Annotated in this window: 20 protein-coding genes; 11 read left to right on the forward strand and 9 right to left on the reverse strand. The window is 64.0% G+C overall.

Annotated features, from left to right (window positions below; genetic code table 11):
* The first annotated feature begins 77 nt into the window (after nt 1-77).
* On the forward strand, nt 78-1646 hold the full coding sequence (locus tag CUJ91_RS14475; protein WP_114156434.1) for a class I adenylate-forming enzyme family protein: 1569 nt from the start codon (nt 78-80) through the stop codon (nt 1644-1646).
* A 13-nt stretch (nt 1647-1659) separates the two neighbouring features.
* Here the strand turns inward: CUJ91_RS14475 and xerD are convergent, their stop codons facing one another.
* The 3 genes from xerD to queG are packed head-to-tail and all read right to left on the reverse strand — an operon-like array spanning nt 1660 to nt 4389.
* Nucleotides 1660-2628: a site-specific tyrosine recombinase XerD gene (gene xerD / locus CUJ91_RS14480; protein ID WP_114156435.1), complete on the reverse strand. Its 969-nt coding sequence runs from the start codon at nt 2626-2628 to the stop codon at nt 1660-1662.
* A complete protein-coding gene (locus tag CUJ91_RS14485) occupies nt 2625-3095 on the reverse strand; it encodes a methylated-DNA--[protein]-cysteine S-methyltransferase (RefSeq protein ID WP_114156436.1) in 471 nt (156 codons plus the stop codon). Before CUJ91_RS14485 ends, xerD begins: the two co-directional genes overlap by 4 nt.
* Nucleotides 3096-3141: 46 nt before the next feature.
* Entirely contained in the window at nt 3142-4389 is a 1248-nt protein-coding gene (gene queG / locus CUJ91_RS14490) for a tRNA epoxyqueuosine(34) reductase QueG (protein ID WP_114156437.1), read from the reverse strand.
* Nucleotides 4390-4406: 17 nt separating this feature from the next.
* Between queG and tsaE the strand changes: the two genes are divergently transcribed.
* Complete coding sequence (tsaE, locus tag CUJ91_RS14495; RefSeq protein ID WP_114156438.1) at nt 4407-4970, forward strand: tRNA (adenosine(37)-N6)-threonylcarbamoyltransferase complex ATPase subunit type 1 TsaE; 564 nt, start codon at nt 4407-4409, stop codon at nt 4968-4970.
* Entirely contained in the window at nt 4952-6580 is a 1629-nt protein-coding gene (locus tag CUJ91_RS14500; RefSeq protein ID WP_029968114.1) for an N-acetylmuramoyl-L-alanine amidase, read from the forward strand. Before tsaE ends, CUJ91_RS14500 begins: the two co-directional genes overlap by 19 nt.
* 88 nt (nt 6581-6668) lie before the next feature.
* Here the strand turns inward: CUJ91_RS14500 and CUJ91_RS14505 are convergent, their stop codons facing one another.
* The 3 genes from CUJ91_RS14505 to CUJ91_RS14515 form a co-directional block, all read right to left on the reverse strand.
* The gene (locus CUJ91_RS14505) at nt 6669-7550 is read right to left on the reverse strand and encodes an O-acetylserine/cysteine exporter (protein WP_006050038.1); all 882 of its coding nucleotides are present in this window, start codon (nt 7548-7550) and stop codon (nt 6669-6671) included.
* 85 nt (nt 7551-7635) lie between these two features.
* Complete coding sequence (locus tag CUJ91_RS14510; protein WP_114156439.1) at nt 7636-8037, reverse strand: type II toxin-antitoxin system VapC family toxin; 402 nt, start codon at nt 8035-8037, stop codon at nt 7636-7638.
* Nucleotides 8037-8270, reverse strand: a complete 234-nt coding sequence (locus tag CUJ91_RS14515) for an antitoxin (RefSeq protein WP_006050036.1) — start codon at nt 8268-8270, stop codon at nt 8037-8039. Before CUJ91_RS14515 ends, CUJ91_RS14510 begins: the two co-directional genes overlap by 1 nt.
* Before the next feature lie 173 nt (nt 8271-8443).
* Here CUJ91_RS14515 and CUJ91_RS14520 point away from each other — a divergent pair, with 173 nt between their 5' ends.
* Together CUJ91_RS14520 and trxA are read left to right on the forward strand one after the other, a co-directional pair.
* Nucleotides 8444-9319 (forward strand): pirin family protein, encoded by an 876-nt coding sequence (locus tag CUJ91_RS14520; RefSeq protein WP_107708656.1) that lies wholly within the window; start codon nt 8444-8446, stop codon nt 9317-9319.
* A 108-nt stretch (nt 9320-9427) separates the two neighbouring features.
* On the forward strand, nt 9428-10276 hold the full coding sequence (gene trxA / locus CUJ91_RS14525) for a thioredoxin (RefSeq protein ID WP_006050033.1): 849 nt from the start codon (nt 9428-9430) through the stop codon (nt 10274-10276).
* Nucleotides 10277-10318: 42 nt separating this feature from the next.
* On the opposite strand, the gene tcdA is transcribed toward trxA, so the two are convergent.
* Entirely contained in the window at nt 10319-11170 is an 852-nt protein-coding gene (gene tcdA / locus CUJ91_RS14530; protein ID WP_114156440.1) for a tRNA cyclic N6-threonylcarbamoyladenosine(37) synthase TcdA, read from the reverse strand.
* Between tcdA and CUJ91_RS14535 the strand changes: the two genes are divergently transcribed.
* From CUJ91_RS14535 to CUJ91_RS14550, 4 genes are all read left to right on the forward strand, one after another.
* A complete protein-coding gene (locus CUJ91_RS14535; RefSeq protein WP_149029195.1) occupies nt 11169-11372 on the forward strand; it encodes a hypothetical protein in 204 nt (67 codons plus the stop codon). The two genes, tcdA and CUJ91_RS14535, sit on opposite strands and share 2 nt — an antisense overlap.
* 35 nt (nt 11373-11407) lie before the next feature.
* The gene (pdxH, locus tag CUJ91_RS14540) at nt 11408-12049 is read left to right on the forward strand and encodes a pyridoxamine 5'-phosphate oxidase (protein ID WP_006050031.1); all 642 of its coding nucleotides are present in this window, start codon (nt 11408-11410) and stop codon (nt 12047-12049) included.
* Between the two features lie 143 nt (nt 12050-12192).
* The gene (locus CUJ91_RS14545; protein WP_053858683.1) at nt 12193-13407 is read left to right on the forward strand and encodes an SAM-dependent methyltransferase; all 1215 of its coding nucleotides are present in this window, start codon (nt 12193-12195) and stop codon (nt 13405-13407) included.
* 61 nt (nt 13408-13468) lie between these two features.
* Nucleotides 13469-15022, forward strand: a complete 1554-nt coding sequence (locus tag CUJ91_RS14550) for a DUF72 domain-containing protein (protein WP_114156441.1) — start codon at nt 13469-13471, stop codon at nt 15020-15022.
* A gap of 23 nt (nt 15023-15045) precedes the next feature.
* Here the strand turns inward: CUJ91_RS14550 and msrA are convergent, their stop codons facing one another.
* A complete protein-coding gene (gene msrA, locus CUJ91_RS14555) occupies nt 15046-15594 on the reverse strand; it encodes a peptide-methionine (S)-S-oxide reductase MsrA (protein WP_114156442.1) in 549 nt (182 codons plus the stop codon).
* A gap of 257 nt (nt 15595-15851) precedes the next feature.
* On the opposite strand from msrA, the gene CUJ91_RS14560 reads away from it, so the two are divergent.
* Nucleotides 15852-16361: a flavin reductase family protein gene (locus tag CUJ91_RS14560; RefSeq protein ID WP_114156742.1), complete on the forward strand. Its 510-nt coding sequence runs from the start codon at nt 15852-15854 to the stop codon at nt 16359-16361.
* A 32-nt stretch (nt 16362-16393) separates the two neighbouring features.
* Here CUJ91_RS14560 and CUJ91_RS14565 read toward each other — a convergent pair whose 3' ends face one another.
* Nucleotides 16394-16909, reverse strand: a complete 516-nt coding sequence (locus CUJ91_RS14565) for an Lrp/AsnC family transcriptional regulator (protein ID WP_006050025.1) — start codon at nt 16907-16909, stop codon at nt 16394-16396.
* A gap of 129 nt (nt 16910-17038) precedes the next feature.
* On the opposite strand from CUJ91_RS14565, the gene kynB reads away from it, so the two are divergent.
* Nucleotides 17039-17677, forward strand: a complete 639-nt coding sequence (kynB, locus tag CUJ91_RS14570; protein ID WP_006050024.1) for an arylformamidase — start codon at nt 17039-17041, stop codon at nt 17675-17677.
* The last annotated feature ends 22 nt before the right edge of the window (nt 17678-17699 follow it).

The following is a 17699-nucleotide window of genomic DNA, read 5'->3' on the forward strand; positions in this document are numbered from 1 at the left end:
GGGCATTGTGGCACGATCGTTCGAAAATCTTCCGGCGCGATGCACGCCGGTCACGCAATCGCCCTTAGGAGACGCACTTGACCACCGCTTCCGCTTTACGCTCCACGATAGACGTTCCCGCGCTGCTGGCCGCCCTCCCCGCGCGCATTTCCGATATTCCCGCGCTGGCCGCCGCGCGCGATCCGCAACACATTGCGTTGATCGAGGACGCGCGTCGTCTCACCAATGCGCAACTCATGGAGGCCGTGGACGCCGCCGCCGCGTTGCTGCGCGAATGGGGCGTGCGAGGCGGCGACCGCGTGATGATCGTCGCCGAGAACAGCATCGCGCAGATCGTGCTGCTGTTCGCCACGGCGCGGCTCGACGCGTGGGCGCTGGTGTCGAACGCTCGTCTGTCGGCGGTGGAACTGGACGCGATCCGCGCGCACGCGAAGCCGCGCGTCACCGCGTATATGGTCGAAAGCTCGGTCGATGCGAGCCAGCATGCAGAGCGTCATCAGGCACGTACGGCGCCGGGCATGACGCCGGACATCGGCGCGTGGTCCTACGTGGTGGACGATTCGGCGCAAGCGCAAGCGGAACCGGTCGAAGCCGCGAGCGAGCGCCAATGCGCGGCGCTGATCTACACGACCGGCACCACCGGCGCGCCAAAGGGCGTGATGCTGTCGCATCGCAATCTGCTTTTTATCGCCACCGTGTCGAGCCGGCTGCGCCAGGTTCGTCCCGACGACGTGGTCTATGCCGTGCTGCCCATCTCGCACGTGTACGGCTTCGCGTCGGTGTGCCTCGGCAGTCTGCACGCCGGCGCGACCTTGCGGCTCGCGCCGCGCTTCGCGCCCGAAGCCGTGCGCCGCGCGCTCGCCGACGAACGCGTGTCGATCTTTCAGGGCGTGCCCGCGATGCACGCCAAACTGCTCGAGCATTTGCAGACGCACGGGCATGAATGGCGCGCGCCGCATCTGCGCTTTGTGTATTCGGGCGGCTCGCCGCTCGACGCGGCGCTGAAAGCCCACGTCGAAAGCGTGTACGGTTTGCCGCTGCATAACGGCTACGGCATGACCGAAAGCAGTCCGACTGTCTCGCAGACCATGCTCGATGCGCCGCGCGCGGACTGTTCGGTTGGCGAAGTGATTCCGGGCGTCGAAGTGCGCTTTGTCGAACTCGACGGCGCGGACGCCGCGCCCGGCGCAATCGGCGAGCTATGGGTGCGCGGCCCGAACGTAATGCTCGGCTACTACCGCAACCCGGAGCAAACGCGCGCCGCAGTAACCGAAGACGGCTGGCTGAAAACCGGCGATCTCGCGCGGCAGGACGCCGATGGCGCGCTGCATATCGTCGGACGCAGCAAGGACCTGATCATCCGCTCCGGCTTCAATGTTTATCCCGCCGAGGTCGAGCATGTGCTCAACGCGCATCCGCAAGTCGTGCAGTCGGCGGTGATCGGGCGCGCAGTCGAGGGCAACGAGGAAGTGATCGCGTTCGTCGAACTGGCGGCTCACGCGACCGTTACACCGGTTGAGCTTGCCGCGTGGTGCGCCGAACGCCTTGCGCCCTACAAGCGCCCCGCCGAAGTGAAGGTGCTTGCGGCATTGCCCGCGGCATCGACGGGAAAAATTCTCAAGCACCGGCTGCGCGAATTGCTTTGAAGTTGCGTGTGCGTCAACCGCGCGGATGATGGATCGCATGCAGCGACTTGAGCCGCTCGCGCGCGACGTGCGTATAAATCTGCGTGGTCGAAATGTCGGTGTGGCCGAGCAGTAGTTGCACCACGCGCAGGTCGGCGCCGTGATTGAGCAGATGCGTCGCGAACGCGTGCCGCAACGTGTGCGGCGACAACGGTGCATGCACGCCGGCCGCCGCCGCATGCCGCTTGATGATGTTCCAGAACTGCTGGCGCGTCATGCCCTCGGCGCGATTGGTGACGAACAGCGCATCGGCGGCGCGCGCGCCGAGCAGCGCTGGCCGCGCGTCGCGTAAGTAACGTTCGATCCAGCCGTGCGCTTCTTCGCCGAACGGAATCAGGCGCTCTTTCGAACCCTTGCCCATCACGCGGACCACGCCTTCGTTCAGGCCGACTTCAACGGTCTTTAGCGTGACGAGTTCGGTGACGCGCAAGCCGCTCGCGTACATCAGCTCGAGCATGGTGCGATCGCGCAGACCCAACGGCGTGTCGATGTCGGGCGCGCCGAGCAACGCCTCGACTTGCGCTTCGCTGAGCGTCGACGGAAAGCGCGGCGGCTGCTTCGCCGAACGAATGCGCAGCGTCGGATCAACCTTCGCGCGATGCTCGCGCACAGCCCAACCGTAATAGCGGCGAAACACCGAGAGGCGCCGGTTCGCCGACGTCGATTTGTCCTTCCGACGCGCCGCGCTGTACGCGTTCAGATCGGCCTCGCTGGCGATGTCGAGCGAGGCGCCGCGCGTTTGCGCGAGCCACTCGCTGAAGAGACGCAGGTCGCGGCGATACGCGTCGAGCGTGTTGCGCGAGAGGCCGTGTTCGAGCCATAGCGCGTCGCAGAATGCGTCGATCGACGCCGAACTCGCCGCGAACAAGGGCGACTGCGCGAAGCCCGCGCTTGCGTCTGCGCCTGGGTCCGCGCTTGCGTCGTCAACCAGGGTATCGCTCATGCGTAGGGAATGCCTTCATGCGCGAGCAGCCAGCGCTTGACGTTGCGAAAGAAGCCGTCGTCGGCATGATGCGCGAATCCGCCGATGCCGCTCGAACTCACCACGCGATGACACGGAATCACGATAGGAAAACAATTGTCGCCGCACGCCTGCCCGACCGCGCGCGGCACACTGCCGAGCTGCCTTGCCAGTTGCCCATACGTGACGACCGCGCCGGGCGGAATCTCGCACAGCGCCTGCCACACACGCCGCCGGAACGCGGTGCCCGCGGTGGCGAGCGGCAAGTCGAATTTCGCCGACGGCTCCGCGAAATACCGCTCGATCTGCTCGACAGCGCGTTGCGCCAACGGCGTGTCCGGCGCGAGGTTTTGCATCGACTCCGGCAGATAGACGATCTCGTGCACCGCTTCGCCTTCGGTGCGAATGCCGACCTTGCCGAACGGCGCATCGATCACTGCGTTGAACATGTCGCCTCCTCGCACACCACAACGTAAGCCATGAATTGCCGATAGTTTACGCCGCTTCGAGCGCCCATTGCACATGCTCGCGCACGAGCGCCGAAGGATCGTCGGCACGGCGCCTGAGCGCCTCGACAATCGCCTCGCGTGCCTCCGCGCTCAACGCGTCGCGCGATGCGCGCAGCGCATTGCCCATCCCGACCGCAAGGTTGCGCAACCAGCTCTCGTAACCGATGCGCCGTATCGCGCTGCCCTGCATGCGCGTGTCGAAATCGTCCGCGCTCCAGCCGAACAGCTCCACCAGCGACGCGCGATCGAGCCCATGACGCACGTCGAAATCGGCGACCGGCGCGGCCTGCGCAAACTTGTTCCACGGACACACGAGCTGACAATCGTCGCAGCCATACACGCGGTTGCCGATCAGCGGACGCATCTCCACAGGAATGCTGCCCTTCAGTTCGATCGTCAGATAGGAGATACACAGACGCGCATCCACTTTGTAAGGACCGACGATCGCTCCTGTCGGACATGCGTCGATGCAGCGCGAGCAACTGCCGCAATGCGAGCCCGGCGTTTCGGGCGCGACTTCGGGCGATGTCTCGGCATCGGTCGGCAACGGCACATCGACGTAGATTTCGCCGAGAAAAAACAGCGAGCCCGCGTCGCGTTGCAAAAGCAGCGTATGTTTGCCGCGCCAGCCGATGCCGGCCTTCTGCGCAAGCTCGACTTCGAGCACCGGCGCCGAGTCGGTAAACACGCGATAACCGAACGCGCCGATCTCCGCCTGAATTTTCTCTGACAGATGTTGCAGACGGTTACGCATCACCTTGTGATAGTCGCGGCCGCGCGCATAAATCGACACGACGGCAGCAGCAGGATCGGCAAGCCGCGCATGCTCGGCGCCCCGCCAGTCCTGGTTGAGCGGCCCTTCGGACGAGTCGCTTTCGGGCTGCTTTCCGTTCAGTACATCAGCGGGTAAATAGGCGATGCGAGCGGTAATCACACGTAGCGTGCCGGCCACAAGCTCGGCAGGCCGCGCGCGTTTCATACCGTGTTTGGCCATATAATCCATCTCGCCGTGGCAACCCGCTTCCAGCCAGGCTGCAAGCGGCGCTTCGGCAGCGGAGAGGTCGGTATCGCTAATGCCGATCGCCCCGAAACCCAGTTCACGGCCCCACGTTTTGATGTTTTGCGCGAGCGCATGCAGCGCCGCTTCATCGAATTGACGCTCGGCACGCGCCTCGTCGCCAGTTGCAGGCGCATTGGACACAGGGCACACGGGGGACTCCGGACTTCGGTTCATCACGTCATTTTACGAGAATGCCTGACCATCCCGATCGCGCGATCGCGCCGCCCGCCGAAGTTCTGCTCGAACGCGTCTTCTCGTTCGCGGACGAAGCCGCCACGCTCGCATTCGGCGAGCGCTTCGCGCGGGCCATCGAAAGCGTCGCCGTCGCGCATGAGGGCAACGCGAACGCCCAGGCATTCCACGGTCTGCAAGTACAACTGGTCGGCGATCTCGGCGCCGGCAAAACGACACTCGTGCGCGCCACCTTGCGCGGCCTTGGTCACACCGGTCGTGTGCGCAGTCCCACGTACACGCTCGTCGAGCCTTATGTACTCGAGCGGCCCACCGGGGAACTCGCGCTTTACCACTTCGATCTCTACAGGTTCACCGATCCGGCCGAATGGGCCGACGCGGGCTTTCGCGAGTATTTCGACAGCGGCGCGGTTTGCCTCGTCGAATGGCCGCAACGCGCCGGCGCGCTGCTCGGCGTGCCGGATCTCGTCTTCTCGCTCGACCTGGCTGGCGAGGGCGACGGCCGCACACTCGTCGCACAGGCATACAGCGAAACAGGAAAGGCATGTCTCGAAAGATGTTGATCAAACCGTTCCGTTCGATTGAATCGGCGGCCACCGCGACGCATAACTGGCGGCGCCGGCAGATTCTGCGCGCGGGCGCGTCCACGCTCGTGCTCGGCCTCGTCGCGCCGCGTCTCGCGCTGGCGAGTTCGGTGCTCGGCGTGCGCGTGTGGCCGGCGCGCGACTACACGCGCGTCACCATCGAATCCGATCAGCCTCTGCAAAACGCGCAGCAGTTGCTTCAGGGCCCTGACCGGCTCGTCGTCGATCTGAGCGGCCTGGATCTCGACCAGGCGTTGAAGGATCTCGTATCGAAGATCACGCCGAACGATCCGCAAATTCAATCGGTGCGTGTGGGGCAATTCCAGCCGCACGTCGTGCGCATGGTGTTCGATCTGAAGGGCTCGGTGAAGCCGCAGGTGTTCACGCTGCCCCCCGTCGGCGCGTACAAGTACCGGCTCGTGTTCGACCTGTATCCGGCCGTCGCGCCCGATCCGTTGATGGAACTGCTCGCGCAAAGCGAGCGCAAGCAGCAAACGCTGAACGAAGAAAACAGCGCGCCGCCCGCTACGTTGAGCGGCCCCGGCACGACGCCGCCGGCCGCCGACAACAGCGAGGCGTTCTTCGAGCGCTATGCGCAGAACGGCGGCAGCGGGTCCGCGGCGGGCGCACCGCATGCGCCGGCGCACAGTGGGTCGCCGTCCGGCTCTACGTCCGGGTCGCCAGGTTTGCCGCCGATCATTGCGAAGACGCCGACGCCAACGCCTGGCGTGCCGCCCACTCCGGCCACGCCGCCCACGGCGATCGCGCGCAACAAGGGCAGCGGCAGCGGCGCCAACAGCGCCAAAAGTCTGGATAACGACGACAGTGGCGACGACACCTACGCGTTCACCACGCCGAAGTCAGGCAAGAGCAACACGGTGCGCCTGTTGACCGTCGCGATCGATCCGGGACACGGCGGCGAGGACCCCGGCGCGATCGGCGGCTCAGGCACTTACGAGAAGCACGTCGCGCTCGACATCGCGAAGAAACTGCGCGCGAAGATCGACGCGCAACCGAACATGCGCGCGATGATGACGCGCGACGCCGACTTCTTCGTGCCGCTGAACGTGCGCGTGCAAAAAGCGCGGCGCGTCGGCGCGGACCTGTTCGTGTCGATTCACGCCGATGCGTTCACCACGCCCGAGGCGCGCGGCTCGTCGGTGTTTGCGTTGTCGGAGCACGGCGCGTCGAGCGCGGCCGCGCGCTGGATGGCGAACAAGGAGAACGCGTCGGACCAGATTGGCGGCATCAACATCAAATCCGCCGACGCCACCGTGAATCGCGCGTTGTTCGACATGTCCACCACCGCGCAGATTCGCGACTCCATGCGCTACGGAAACTTCGTGCTGAAGGAAATCGGCGGGATCAACAAGCTGCACAAAGGTTCGGTCGAACAGGCGGGCTTCGCGGTGTTGAAGGCGCCCGACATTCCGTCGATCCTCGTGGAAACGGCGTTCATCAGCAATCCCGACGAGGAGCGGCGCCTGAACGACGACGCCTATCGCGAGAAGATGGCCGATGCGATCATGACCGGCATCAAGCGTTATTTCGCGGCGAATCCGCCGCTGGCAAAGAATCGCATGACGTGACGATGTGTCTTTCGCGCGTTGTTCTCGTCCAGCGCTCCAACAAAAAAACGGCCGCAGCAATGCGGCCGTTTTCGATCATGCACCCGTTTCAACGCGCCAGCGACAAGCGCTGCACGACCCAGCCGCCGAATACGTTCACCGCGAGCCCCACCATCACCAGCACCGCACCGGCGATCTGCGCGGTGGAGAGCCGCTCATCGAGAAAGACCGCCGCCGATGCGAGACCGACGATCGGCACGAGCAGCGAAAACGGCGCGACCTGGCTCGCCGGATAGCGCGACAACAGACGGCTCCATAATCCATAGCCGAGCAGCGTGGCGATAAACGCAAGATAGACGACCGCGAAAATCGACATCGCGCTGATGCCGGAAAGCGCCGCCGCGATCCGCTGCGGACCCTCGAACGCATACGACAGCGCGAAGAAAGGCAGCGGCGGAATCAGACTGCCCCACACCACGAGGCCGACGAGGTCGACCTTGCCGACCTTCTTCGTGACGATGTTGCCGAGCGCCCACGAACACGCGGCGCACAGCGTGAGCAGGAAGCCGGCGAGCGTCATCGCATGGCCGCCCTGCATGCCGATCACGGCGAGGCCCGCGGCGGCGATCAGCAAACCGGCGACATTCGGCAAGCGAAAACGCTCATGCAAGAAGAACGCGGCGAAGATCAGCGTGAAAAACGCCTGCGCCTGCAACACGAGCGATGCGAGTCCGGCCGGCATGCCGACGTACATCGCCGAGAACAGAAACGCGAACTGCCCGAGCGAGATCGTCAAGCCATAGGCCAGCAACCAGCGCCATGCCAATTGTGGACGCTTGACAAAAAACACCGCCGGTATTGCCGCGAGCGTGAAGCGCAGCGCGCCGAGCAGCATCGGCGGCACGCCATGCAAGCCGACCTTGATAACGACGAAATTGACGCCCCACGCAATGACGACGACGAGCGCGAGCAGCAGGTCCCTCGGCGACATGCCGGTCTCCAATAAAGTGTTGAACCCGTCAGTTTAGCGGAGCGTGGGAAATTCGCACGGGACCGAAAGCGCAGTCGCCGTGCGCTCAGGCATTGAGCCAGTTTTCGATACGCAGGCCGGGATAGGCCGTCAAATCGCGCTCATTGTTGGTGACGAGCACGACGTCGAGCGAGACCGCGTGGGCCGCGATCAGCTTGTCGAGCTGGTCCTTCTTGCGCTCGCGCGTGGCTTCCTGGATCGGGCCGTAGGCACTCGCCGCCGCGCTGTCGAACGGCGCAACCAGGATGTCTTCGACAAGCGCCGCAAGGTTGCGACGCTCGCGCGCACGATTGGCCGAGACCGCCACGCCGTACTCCAGCTCGGCGAAAGTAATGGCGGACATCACGACGTCGCCGACGAAGCATTCCGCAAAACGCTTCGCAACCTGCTCCGGCTGATTCTTCATCAGGTAGATGCACATGTTGGTGTCCAGCATGTAGCGCGGCATTACAGATCCTCGCGCTCAGCCTGCTCGTGGTCGCCGCGGCCTTCCGCCATGAAATCCGGGCTGAACTTCGAGAATTTTTTTAGTACGCCGGCGAGCGGGCGGCGCGTGGGACGAATGCGCAGTTCGTCGCCGACCCGCTCGATTTCCACTTCCATGTCGACGCTGCTAAACGCCAGTTCAGCCGGAATGCGCACAGCCTGCGAATTGCCATTGCGAAAAACCTTGGTCAGCATATTGCGCTCCTCGTACGATGATGTACATCCAATGTACATACATCACTATAGACGGGCAGCGGCGCGATGTAAATACATGTGTGTACGCCGAGCCTGGCTGGAGGCGCTGGCTGAGCCAACGCAGTAGAATCATCCATTAAGAATTTTCCTCATCCCTTCTTGCCGAGCGCCCCATGTCCTCTTCGATCAAAGCAGTTCTCAAACCGCATCTGCGCGATGTCGGCAGTCTGACTGTGCGGCGGGTGCTGCCTGCAATGGCCGCGCGTCTGATCGGACCGTTCATCTTCTTCGATCACATGGGCCCGGCGACGCTCGAACCCGGCGTCGGCCTCGACGTGCGTCCGCATCCGCATATCGGCCTCGCCACGGTGACGTTTCTGTTCGAAGGCGCGATCATGCATCGCGACAGTCTCGGCTCGGAGCAGAAGATCGTCCCCGGCGACGTCAACTGGATGACGGCCGGACGCGGCATCGTCCATTCCGAGCGCACGCCCGCCGAAGACCGCGCGCGCGGCCAGACCATCCACGGCATTCAGACCTGGGTCGCGCTGCCGCTCGACGACGAAGAGGTGGAGCCGTCGTTCGCGCATCACAGCGCGGACACGCTGCCGGTGGTCGAGCGCAACGGCGTCACGTTGCGCGTGATCGCCGGCACCGCGTTCGGCCAGCGATCGCCCGTCAGCACGTTTTCCGGCACGCTGTATGTCGCGGGCGAGTTCGCGCCGGGCAGCGCGTTCGCGCTCGAACCGGAGCACGAGGAGCGCGGCGTGTATCTGGTGGAAGGCGATCTGGAGATCGACGGCACGCCGCTCGAAGTCGGTCAGATGGCCGTGCTCGCGCTCGACGAAACCGTCACGCTCGCGAGCACGCACGGCGCGCGCGTGATGGTGCTCGGCGGCGAAAAGCTCGACGGCGAACGCTTTATCGAATGGAATTTCGTCGCGAGTTCGCGTGAGAAGATCGAAGCCGCGAAACTCGCGTGGACGAATCAGGAAATGGGCACAGTGCCGGGCGAAACCGAATGGATACCTCTGCCGCTGAAGAAGTGACGGCGAAAATGACGGCGGATTTCAGGCGCGGGCGCGGCGTCAACACGCATTGAATCCGCGCAGTTCGGCCCCAGCTAACAGACAAACCGTTTTATCGACGAGGACGTAATGGACACCACTCTGGCCACATTCGAAAAGGACGTCATCACGGCGTCGACACTGGCCCCTGTGCTGGTCGATTTCTGGGCGCCGTGGTGCGGCCCCTGCAAAACGCTCGGCCCGATGCTGGAAAAGCTCGAGGCCGAAGGCGCCGGCAAATGGAAGCTCGTCAAGGTGAACGTGGACGAGAACCAGGAACTTGCCGCGCACTTCCAGGTGCGCAGCATTCCGCACGTCATGGCATTCGCGGACGGCCGGCCGGTCGATCAGTTCGTCGGCGTGCTGCCTGAAGGGCAACTGCGCGAATTCATCGAACGGCTCGTGCCGCAAGGCGCGGACGCCGCGCGTCTCGACGCGCAGGCCGCCTTGGCCGAAGGCCGCCGCGAGGACGCTTACGAGGCGTTGCAGGCCGCGCTCGCCATCGACCCGGCCTTCGACGAAGCGCGCCTCGACCGCATCGAGATGCTGCTCGATGACAACCGTATCGACGAAGCGCGCGACGAGGTCGATTTGCTGTCGCCGAAAACGACGCAAGGCATCGACGCGCGCTTCAACGCGATCAAGACGCGTCTGGACGCCGTGGATGCCGCGGCCGATCTGCCGCCAACCGACGCGCTCGAAGCGCGCGTCGCGAGCCATCCCGACGATCTGGAAGCGCGCTTCGATCTCGCGAGCGCGCTGATCGCACGCCGCAAATATGCGGGCGCGCTCGAGCATTTGCTGGCAATCGTGCAGCGCGATCGCACGTTCCGCGACGACATCGGCCGCAAGACGATGCTCTCGGTGTTCGATCTGGCCGCGCATCAGCCGGAACTCGTCGCGCAATGGCGCCGCAAGCTGAGCGCCGCGCTGTACTAGATACCAGATCCGGTGCCTTGCGCACCCGCTGCGCACTAAAGGTCACACCGCCTGCTTCGCCAGCGCCCGCAACACATACGCGGCCGCGGCGAAGCCAAAGCTCGCCGTCACGCACACGCTCGAACCAAAGCCCGCGCAATTCAGACCGACCGGCCCTGTATATCCCGGCGATGTCGCGACGTGCTCCGCTTCCGCATCGATGTCGCAGACGGCGGCTTCGGGATAGATCAGCGGCTCGTCGGAATACACGGCGCTCACCTTGAATTTCGCTTTCGGCCCGCGCGGAAAACCATGCTGCTTGCGCAACTGTCCGCGCACTTTGGACAGCAACGGGTCCTGAATCGTCGCTGCAAGATCGTCGATGCGAATGCGCGTGGGATCGAGCTGGCCGCCCGCGCCGCCAATCGTGATCAACGGCTGCTTGCGCTCGACACACCACGCGATCAGCGCGGTCTTGGTGCGCACGCTGTCGATCGCATCGATCACATAATCGAAGCCGCCGCCGAGCGTCGCCGCGAAATTGTCGGGCTCCACGAAGTCTTCCACGAGACGCACATCGCACGACGGATTGATCGCGGCGATGCGCTCGGCCATCGCTTCGACCTTCGGTTTTCCGTAGTTGCCGTCGAGCGCATGAATCTGCCGGTTCGTATTGCTTTCAGCAACATTGTCGAGGTCGATCAGCGTCAGCGTGCCAACGGCGCTGCGCGCCAATGCTTCTGCGACCCACGAGCCCACTCCGCCGATACCGATTACCGCCACATGTGCGCCCTCGAAAGCGGCAAGCGCGGGCGCGCCGTACAAACGCGCAATGCCGCCGAAGCGTCGCGCGCGGTCGGCGGCTTCATGCCCGTCGAGGCTGGTAGTAAGATCGGATTGCGCGGTGGTCGACATGATGGAACTCGTTGAAGGCAAGAAAGCAGAAAGCGCAAGGCAGAAAGCGCATGTGAATCGCGCAGTCCGTATTTTGCCTGAACGCATGGATCAGCATTGCCGCGGCAATCACCGTGAGAAAGTCGCCGTTCGAAAACCCGCGAAAGCGCGGCACCGGTGCATCGCGCTTGATCTGGCTGCGGGCAAAAAATTGGCGCCTTAGCTATACTGGGCTGACTGTAGCGTGCGCATAAGAACATGACCTCACTCGCCGAACTTCGAAAAAATTATTCGCTGGGTTCTCTGGACATCGGCGACGTCGACCGCGACCCGTTCCGGCAATTCGACGTCTGGTTTCAGCAGGCCGTCGAGGCGAAACTGCCCGAACCGAATACGATGACGCTCGCCACCGTTGACTCGCGCGGCCGGCCTTCAGCGCGCATCGTGCTGATCAAGGGCGTCGACGAACGAGGCTTCGTGTTCTTCACCAACTACGAAAGCCGCAAGGGCCGCGAGCTGGCCGCGAATCCGTACGCGAGCCTGCTCTTCTACTGGATCGAGCTCGAGCGCCAGGTGCGCATCGAGGGGCGCGTCGTCAAAACGAGCGCGGCGGAAAGCGACGCCTATTTCGCGTCGCGTCCGCCCGGTTCGCGTATCGGCGCATGGGCGTCGAATCAAAGTCAGGTGATTGAAAGCCGTTCGCAGCTCGAAACGCGCGAACGCGAAATGCGCCTGCAATACGGCGACGAACCGCCGCGTCCGCCGCATTGGGGCGGTTATCGTTTGGTGCCCGAAGCAATCGAATTCTGGCAGGGCCGGCCGTCGCGTTTGCACGACCGTCTGCTTTACACGCGTTCGAGCGAAAACAGCGACTGGCAAATCTGCCGTCTGTCGCCCTGAACCAGCACTAACAATGTCGTCAGCGCGTTGCCGACGTAGCAGCGCGCGGCGCAAGGATCGCGTCTCGCGGCATGGGAGTTGCGCCGCATCGGGCTGCGATCCACACAAGCTTCGCTTTAATTCAACGGACACGGAGAAATCGCATGTTCTGGGAGAAAAAGCTGGCGCAGTGGGTGGAAGAAGTAAAAACGAAGGCTGATTTGCCGGCGCGTCTCGTGCTGTGGGACGGCCAGCAGCACGACTTCGGGCGGTTCGCCGCGCCGCAGGTCACGCTGCACGTCAAGAGCGCAACGGCGTTGCCTTATCTGCTCGAACCGAGCCTCGACAACCTGGGCGAGGCGTACGTCAAGGGCAAGATCGACATCGAGGGCAAGCTCTCGGACATCATCAACGTCGGTTATCAGCTCGCGCGCAACACCGTCAATAGTGCGGGCAAGCTCGCGCGCGTGCGGCGCTATTTCCAGCATTCGAAGGCGTCGGATAAAAAGGCCATCCAGTATCACTACGATGTCTCGAACGAGTTCTACAAGCTCTGGCTCGACGAGAACATGGTCTACTCGTGCGCCTATTTCGAGAACGGCGACGAAGATCTCGCCACCGCGCAAATCAAGAAGATCGACCACATCCTCACGAAGATTCAGGTGCAGCCGGGTCAGCGGCTGCTCGACATCGGCTGCGGCTGGGGCGCGCTCGTGCTGCGCGCGGCGCAAAAATTCGGCGCGCAATGCGTGGGCGTGACGTTGTCGCAAAACCAGTTCGACCTCGCGACGGCGCGCGTGAAAGCCGCGGGCCTCGAGAATCAGATCGAGATTCGTCTGCAGGATTATCGCGACGTCGAAGGACGATTCGACCGCATCACGAGCGTGGGCATGTTCGAGCATGTGGGCCGCAAGAACCTGCCTGGCTACTTCAAGAAAGTGCACGACCTTCTCGCCGACGACGGCATCGCGATGAATCACGGCATCACGTCGAGCGATGCGGACAGCGGCGAAACCGCGCTTGGCGGCGGCGAGTTCATCGACCGTTATGTGTTTCCGGACGGCGAACTGCCGCACATCAGCCTCGCGCTCGAATCGATGCAGCGCGGCGGGCTCGAAGCGGTTGACGTGGAAAGCCTGCGCCGTCACTATGCGCACACGCTCGACATCTGGGCGGAAAATTTCGAGGCGCACGCGGAAGAAGCCCGCAAGCTCGTCGACGACGAAAAATTCCGCATCTGGCGCGTGTACCTGGCCGGCTGCGCGTATGCATTCGAAAACGACGACGTCTCCATTTATCAGGTTGTCTGCCGCAGGGCCGGCCGCAGTGCGAAAACCCTGCCGTGGTCGCGCCGCTACATGTACGAGAAGCCGCTGTGAGGTGAGCGCCGCGGCGTCGTGCTAGCGCGGGCGGTCGCGGTGCTTACTAGTGAAAATCTCGATGGGTCAGAGCGGGACAAGAGAAGAGGAAGAGGCGCTGGACGAACGCGGCGAGCAAAGCGACGTGGGAGTGCGGAGCGGAGGCGAGGCGTCGAGCGAAGCGGAAGCGCCAGGCGAAGCGGCGCAGTTCGATCTGTTCGGGATGCCGGTGCAAGCGGCGCCCGCAGCGCCGAAAGCCGAAGCCCGCGCGAAACCGTCGCGCGCTCGTTCAGGCGCTCAAGCACCGTTGGACGCGCAAGCCGATGCGCCTTTTGTAACTCACGCGCCGAAAATCGAAAACCGCCAACCCGCCCGCTCTACAACCGCCGCCGCGTCGCTGTGGCAAGAAGAAGCAGCGCCCGAGCCGGCGCCTATGGCCACACCGACGGCCCCCGCCACCGACGCCCCCAGAAAGCGCCGCACTCGCGAAATCCTCGCGGCCCCGCCCTCGCCGGACATACTCGCGCTCGCCTCACAACTGCCGCCGCAAGTGCACCTCGGCACATCGACGTGGTCGTTTCCCGGCTGGAACGGCATCGTCTACGGCGACGAATACAGCAACAGCAAACTGTCGCGCGACGGCCTGACCGCCTACGGCGCGCATCCGCTGCTGAAGACGGTCAGCATCGACCGGTCGTTTTATCAGGCGCTCACCGTCACCGAATACCTGCGCTACGCGCAGCAGGTGCCCGAGCATTTCCGCTTCATCGTCAAGGCGCCGATGACGATCACCGACGCCACCGTGCGCGCAGAACGCGGCGAACCGGTGTCGCTGAATCCGTGTTTTCTGAACGCGCAAATGGCGATCGACGACTTCGTGACGCCGTGTCTCGAAGGACTGGGCGCGAAGGCCGGCGCGCTCGTGTTCCAGTTGTCGCCGCTGCCCGACCAGATGCTCGCGCAGCCCGCGGTTTTCATCGAACGGCTGGCCGAGTTCCTCGCGGCGTTGCCCACGCTGCCGCAAGGCACCTGCTATGCAATCGAAATCCGCGACGCCAGTTTGCTCACGCCGCGTTTCATTCGTACGCTGAAAGCGGCGGGCGTGCGCTACTGCGTCGGCATTCACGCGCGGATGCCCGATCCGCTGCGGCAGGCGGCGGCGCTCGCACTATTGGACGGCGAGCCGGCCGGTCCGCTGGTCGTGCGCTGGAGCCTGCACGGCGGCTTCAAATACGAGCAGGCGAAGGCGAAATACGAGCCGTTCGATAAACTCGTCGACCATGATCCGGCCACGCGCGCGTCGCTCGCGGAACTGGCCGCGCGCTACGCGCTGGCCGGCCAGCCGGTGGTGATCGCGGTGAATAACAAGGCGGAAGGTTCGGCGCCGCTCAGTTGCGTCGAGTTGGCGCGCGAGATCATTGAAGCGTATGCGCGGCTCGCGAATGAGCGCGAGCACGAACAGGAGGAACACGAGTACGGCCACCGCCGCGAGCAGGAGCCCTCACAGCAGGAAACAGACGCCGTGAATGCCGCAGCGATGCAACACAGTGACCCTCAGGAGCCGCGCCCGCCAGATCCGCCGGGCGACGCAAGCCGCGCTCAGACCAGCGACTCGAACAGCAGCGAGCCGCACTGAACGCCGACCCGCGCCGGCCCGCCTCAGCCCGCCTTGATCCGATGCGCAAACTTCTGCCGGAACTTGGCCACCTTCGGCGCGACCACGAACGAGCAATAGCCCTGCTCCGGATGCTGCGCGAAATAATTCTGATGATAGGCCTCGGCAGGCCAGTAGTTGCCGTCGAGCGGCAACACCTGCGTGACGATCTGGCCGTCGTGAATGCCCTGCTCGCCGATTTCGCGGATCACCTGCAAAGCGGCTTCACTCTGCGCGTCGGAATGCGTGAAGATGACCGAGCGGTATTGCGGGCCGACATCGTTACCTTGCCGGTTCAACTGCGTGGGATCGTGGATCGCGAAGAAGATTTCGAGGATCTCGCGGTAGCTGATCTTCGACGGATCGAACTCGACCTTCACCACTTCCGCGTGCCCCGTCGCGCCGTCGCACACCTGCTCGTAGGTCGGACGCTGCGTGTGGCCGCCCGCATAGCCCGACTCCACCGAGTTGACGCCGTCGACGCCCAGATAAACCGCTTCGAGGCACCAGAAACACCCGCCACCCAAGGTGGCGACTTCGCCTGTCTGACTCATGCTGCTCGCTCCTTCTCACTCGTGATCGGCCGATGCCGCATTCGCTTTGCCGCAACGCCCATGCCATCGGCGGTAGCGTTCCAGCTTAGCGGGTTTTGCGATGCGCCGGTTGCGTCGCGGTCAGTGCACCGCGATTGCAGTTAAAATTGGGGCAAATCGACGATTTTCACTATGACTTTCGAATCAACTGTTTCCCGCCGTGCGCGCGAGAGCTTCGGCGCGGCTTCCGGCCGCCACGCATCGGCGGCTTGCGCGCAATGAAGCACGCCAGCCCGCCCAACTTCGACCAGCCGGCCTTCAGGCAGGCGCTCAGCCAGTTCGCTACGGGCGTCACCGTCATCACGACGCGTGCGCCGTCCGGCCAGTTAATCGGCATCACCGCCAGCTCGTTCAATTCGGTTTCGCTCGAGCCGCCGCTCGTGCTGTGGAGCCTCGCCACGCGCTCGGCGTCGATGTCGGTGTTCCGCGCGAACAGTCACTACGTCGTCAACGTGCTGGCGGCGTCGCAGCTCGATCTATGCAAGCGCTTCGCCACGGTGAAGGGCGACCGCTTCGAAGGCGTATCGCACGCGGCGGGCGACAGCGGCATGCCGGTGCTCGACGGCGCGCTCGCGTGGTTCGAATGCCATAACCGCAGCCGTTACGAAGAAGGCGATCACGTGATTTTCGTCGGCGAGGTGGAGCGCTGCGGCGTGCACGAGAATGCCGCCGACATGGCGCCGCTCGTTTTCCAGAACGGCCACTTCCACGGCCTCAAGTCGTTGTAAGCGCACGGGGCGCTGCGAGCCGGAGCGGCACGTCAGCGATCGTTGTGCGGCGCGCCGTGTGTGTTATTGCGCGTGACCAGCGAAACCGGCACGCCCGAATCTTCCTTCAAGGTCTGCAGCACGATATTCGAGCGAATATCCAGCACGCCCGGCGCCTTATAGAGACGCTGCAACACGAAATCCGAATAGTGCTTGAGGTTGTGCGCGAGAACGCGCAGCAGATAGTGCGTCTCGCCCGTCACGACAAAAGCGCCGACCACTTCCGGCCAGTCGCGCAGCGCTTCAGCGAAGCGCTCGTGCCAATTCTGCTGTTCATTGCGCATCGACACCTGAACGAACGCCTCCAGTTCGAAGCCCAGCACTTCGCGGTTCAGACACGCGCGATAGTGCTCGATGACGCCCTGTTCTTCCAGTAGACGCAAGCGCCGCAGACACGCCGACGGCGACAGCGAGATGCGCTCCGCGAGATCGAGATTGCTGATTCGTCCTTCCTGCTGAAGCACCGTCAAGATACGGCAATCGGTGGCGTCGAGCGAGATCGCGTTCATATTCGGTCTCCCTTTCCCATTTAACTCAAATTATGTTCCAAGACCGGGCTTAGAAGGAGATTTTTTCGCAATCACATTTCGCGGCTGGCCACCTATCATTCCGTATAGACCTCCACCTTCCATGCGGACATGCAAACACTCTGGGACATCACCCCTGCCGTCGATACGGCGACGCCCGTCTGGCCAGGCGACACGCCCGTCGGCATCGAGCGCGTCTGGCGGATGGAGGCCGGCTCGCCCGTCAACGTCGCGCGGCTGACGCTCTCGCCGCATACCGGCGCGCACACGGACGCGCCTCTGCACTACGACGCGGAGGGCGCCGCAATCGGCCAGGTGCCGCTCGACGCCTATCTCGGACGATGCCGCGTGATTCATTGCATCGGCGCGTCGCCTGTTGTCACGCCACAACATCTGCGTGACTCGTTGGGCGGGTTGCCGCCGCGAGTCTTACTGCGCACTTACAGAAACGCGCCGACCGCGGCGTGGGACAGCGGCTTCTGCGCCGTCGCGCCCGAAACGATCGACCTGCTCGCGGCCAACGGCGTGAAGCTGATCGGCATCGACACGCCGTCGCTCGACCCGCAGGAATCGAAGACGATGGACGCGCATCACCGTATTCGCGCGCACGGCATGGCGATTCTCGAGGGCATCGTGCTCGACGACGTCGCGCCCGGCGACTACGAACTGATCGCGCTGCCGCTCAAGCTGACCACGCTCGACGCGAGCCCCGTGCGCGCGGTCCTGCGCGCGCTGCCCGACGCGCACTGACTTCCAATCCGCAATACGCGAA

The sequence above is a fragment of the Paraburkholderia graminis genome (genome assembly GCF_003330785.1).
Classification (GTDB): Bacteria; Pseudomonadota; Gammaproteobacteria; order Burkholderiales; family Burkholderiaceae; genus Paraburkholderia; species Paraburkholderia graminis.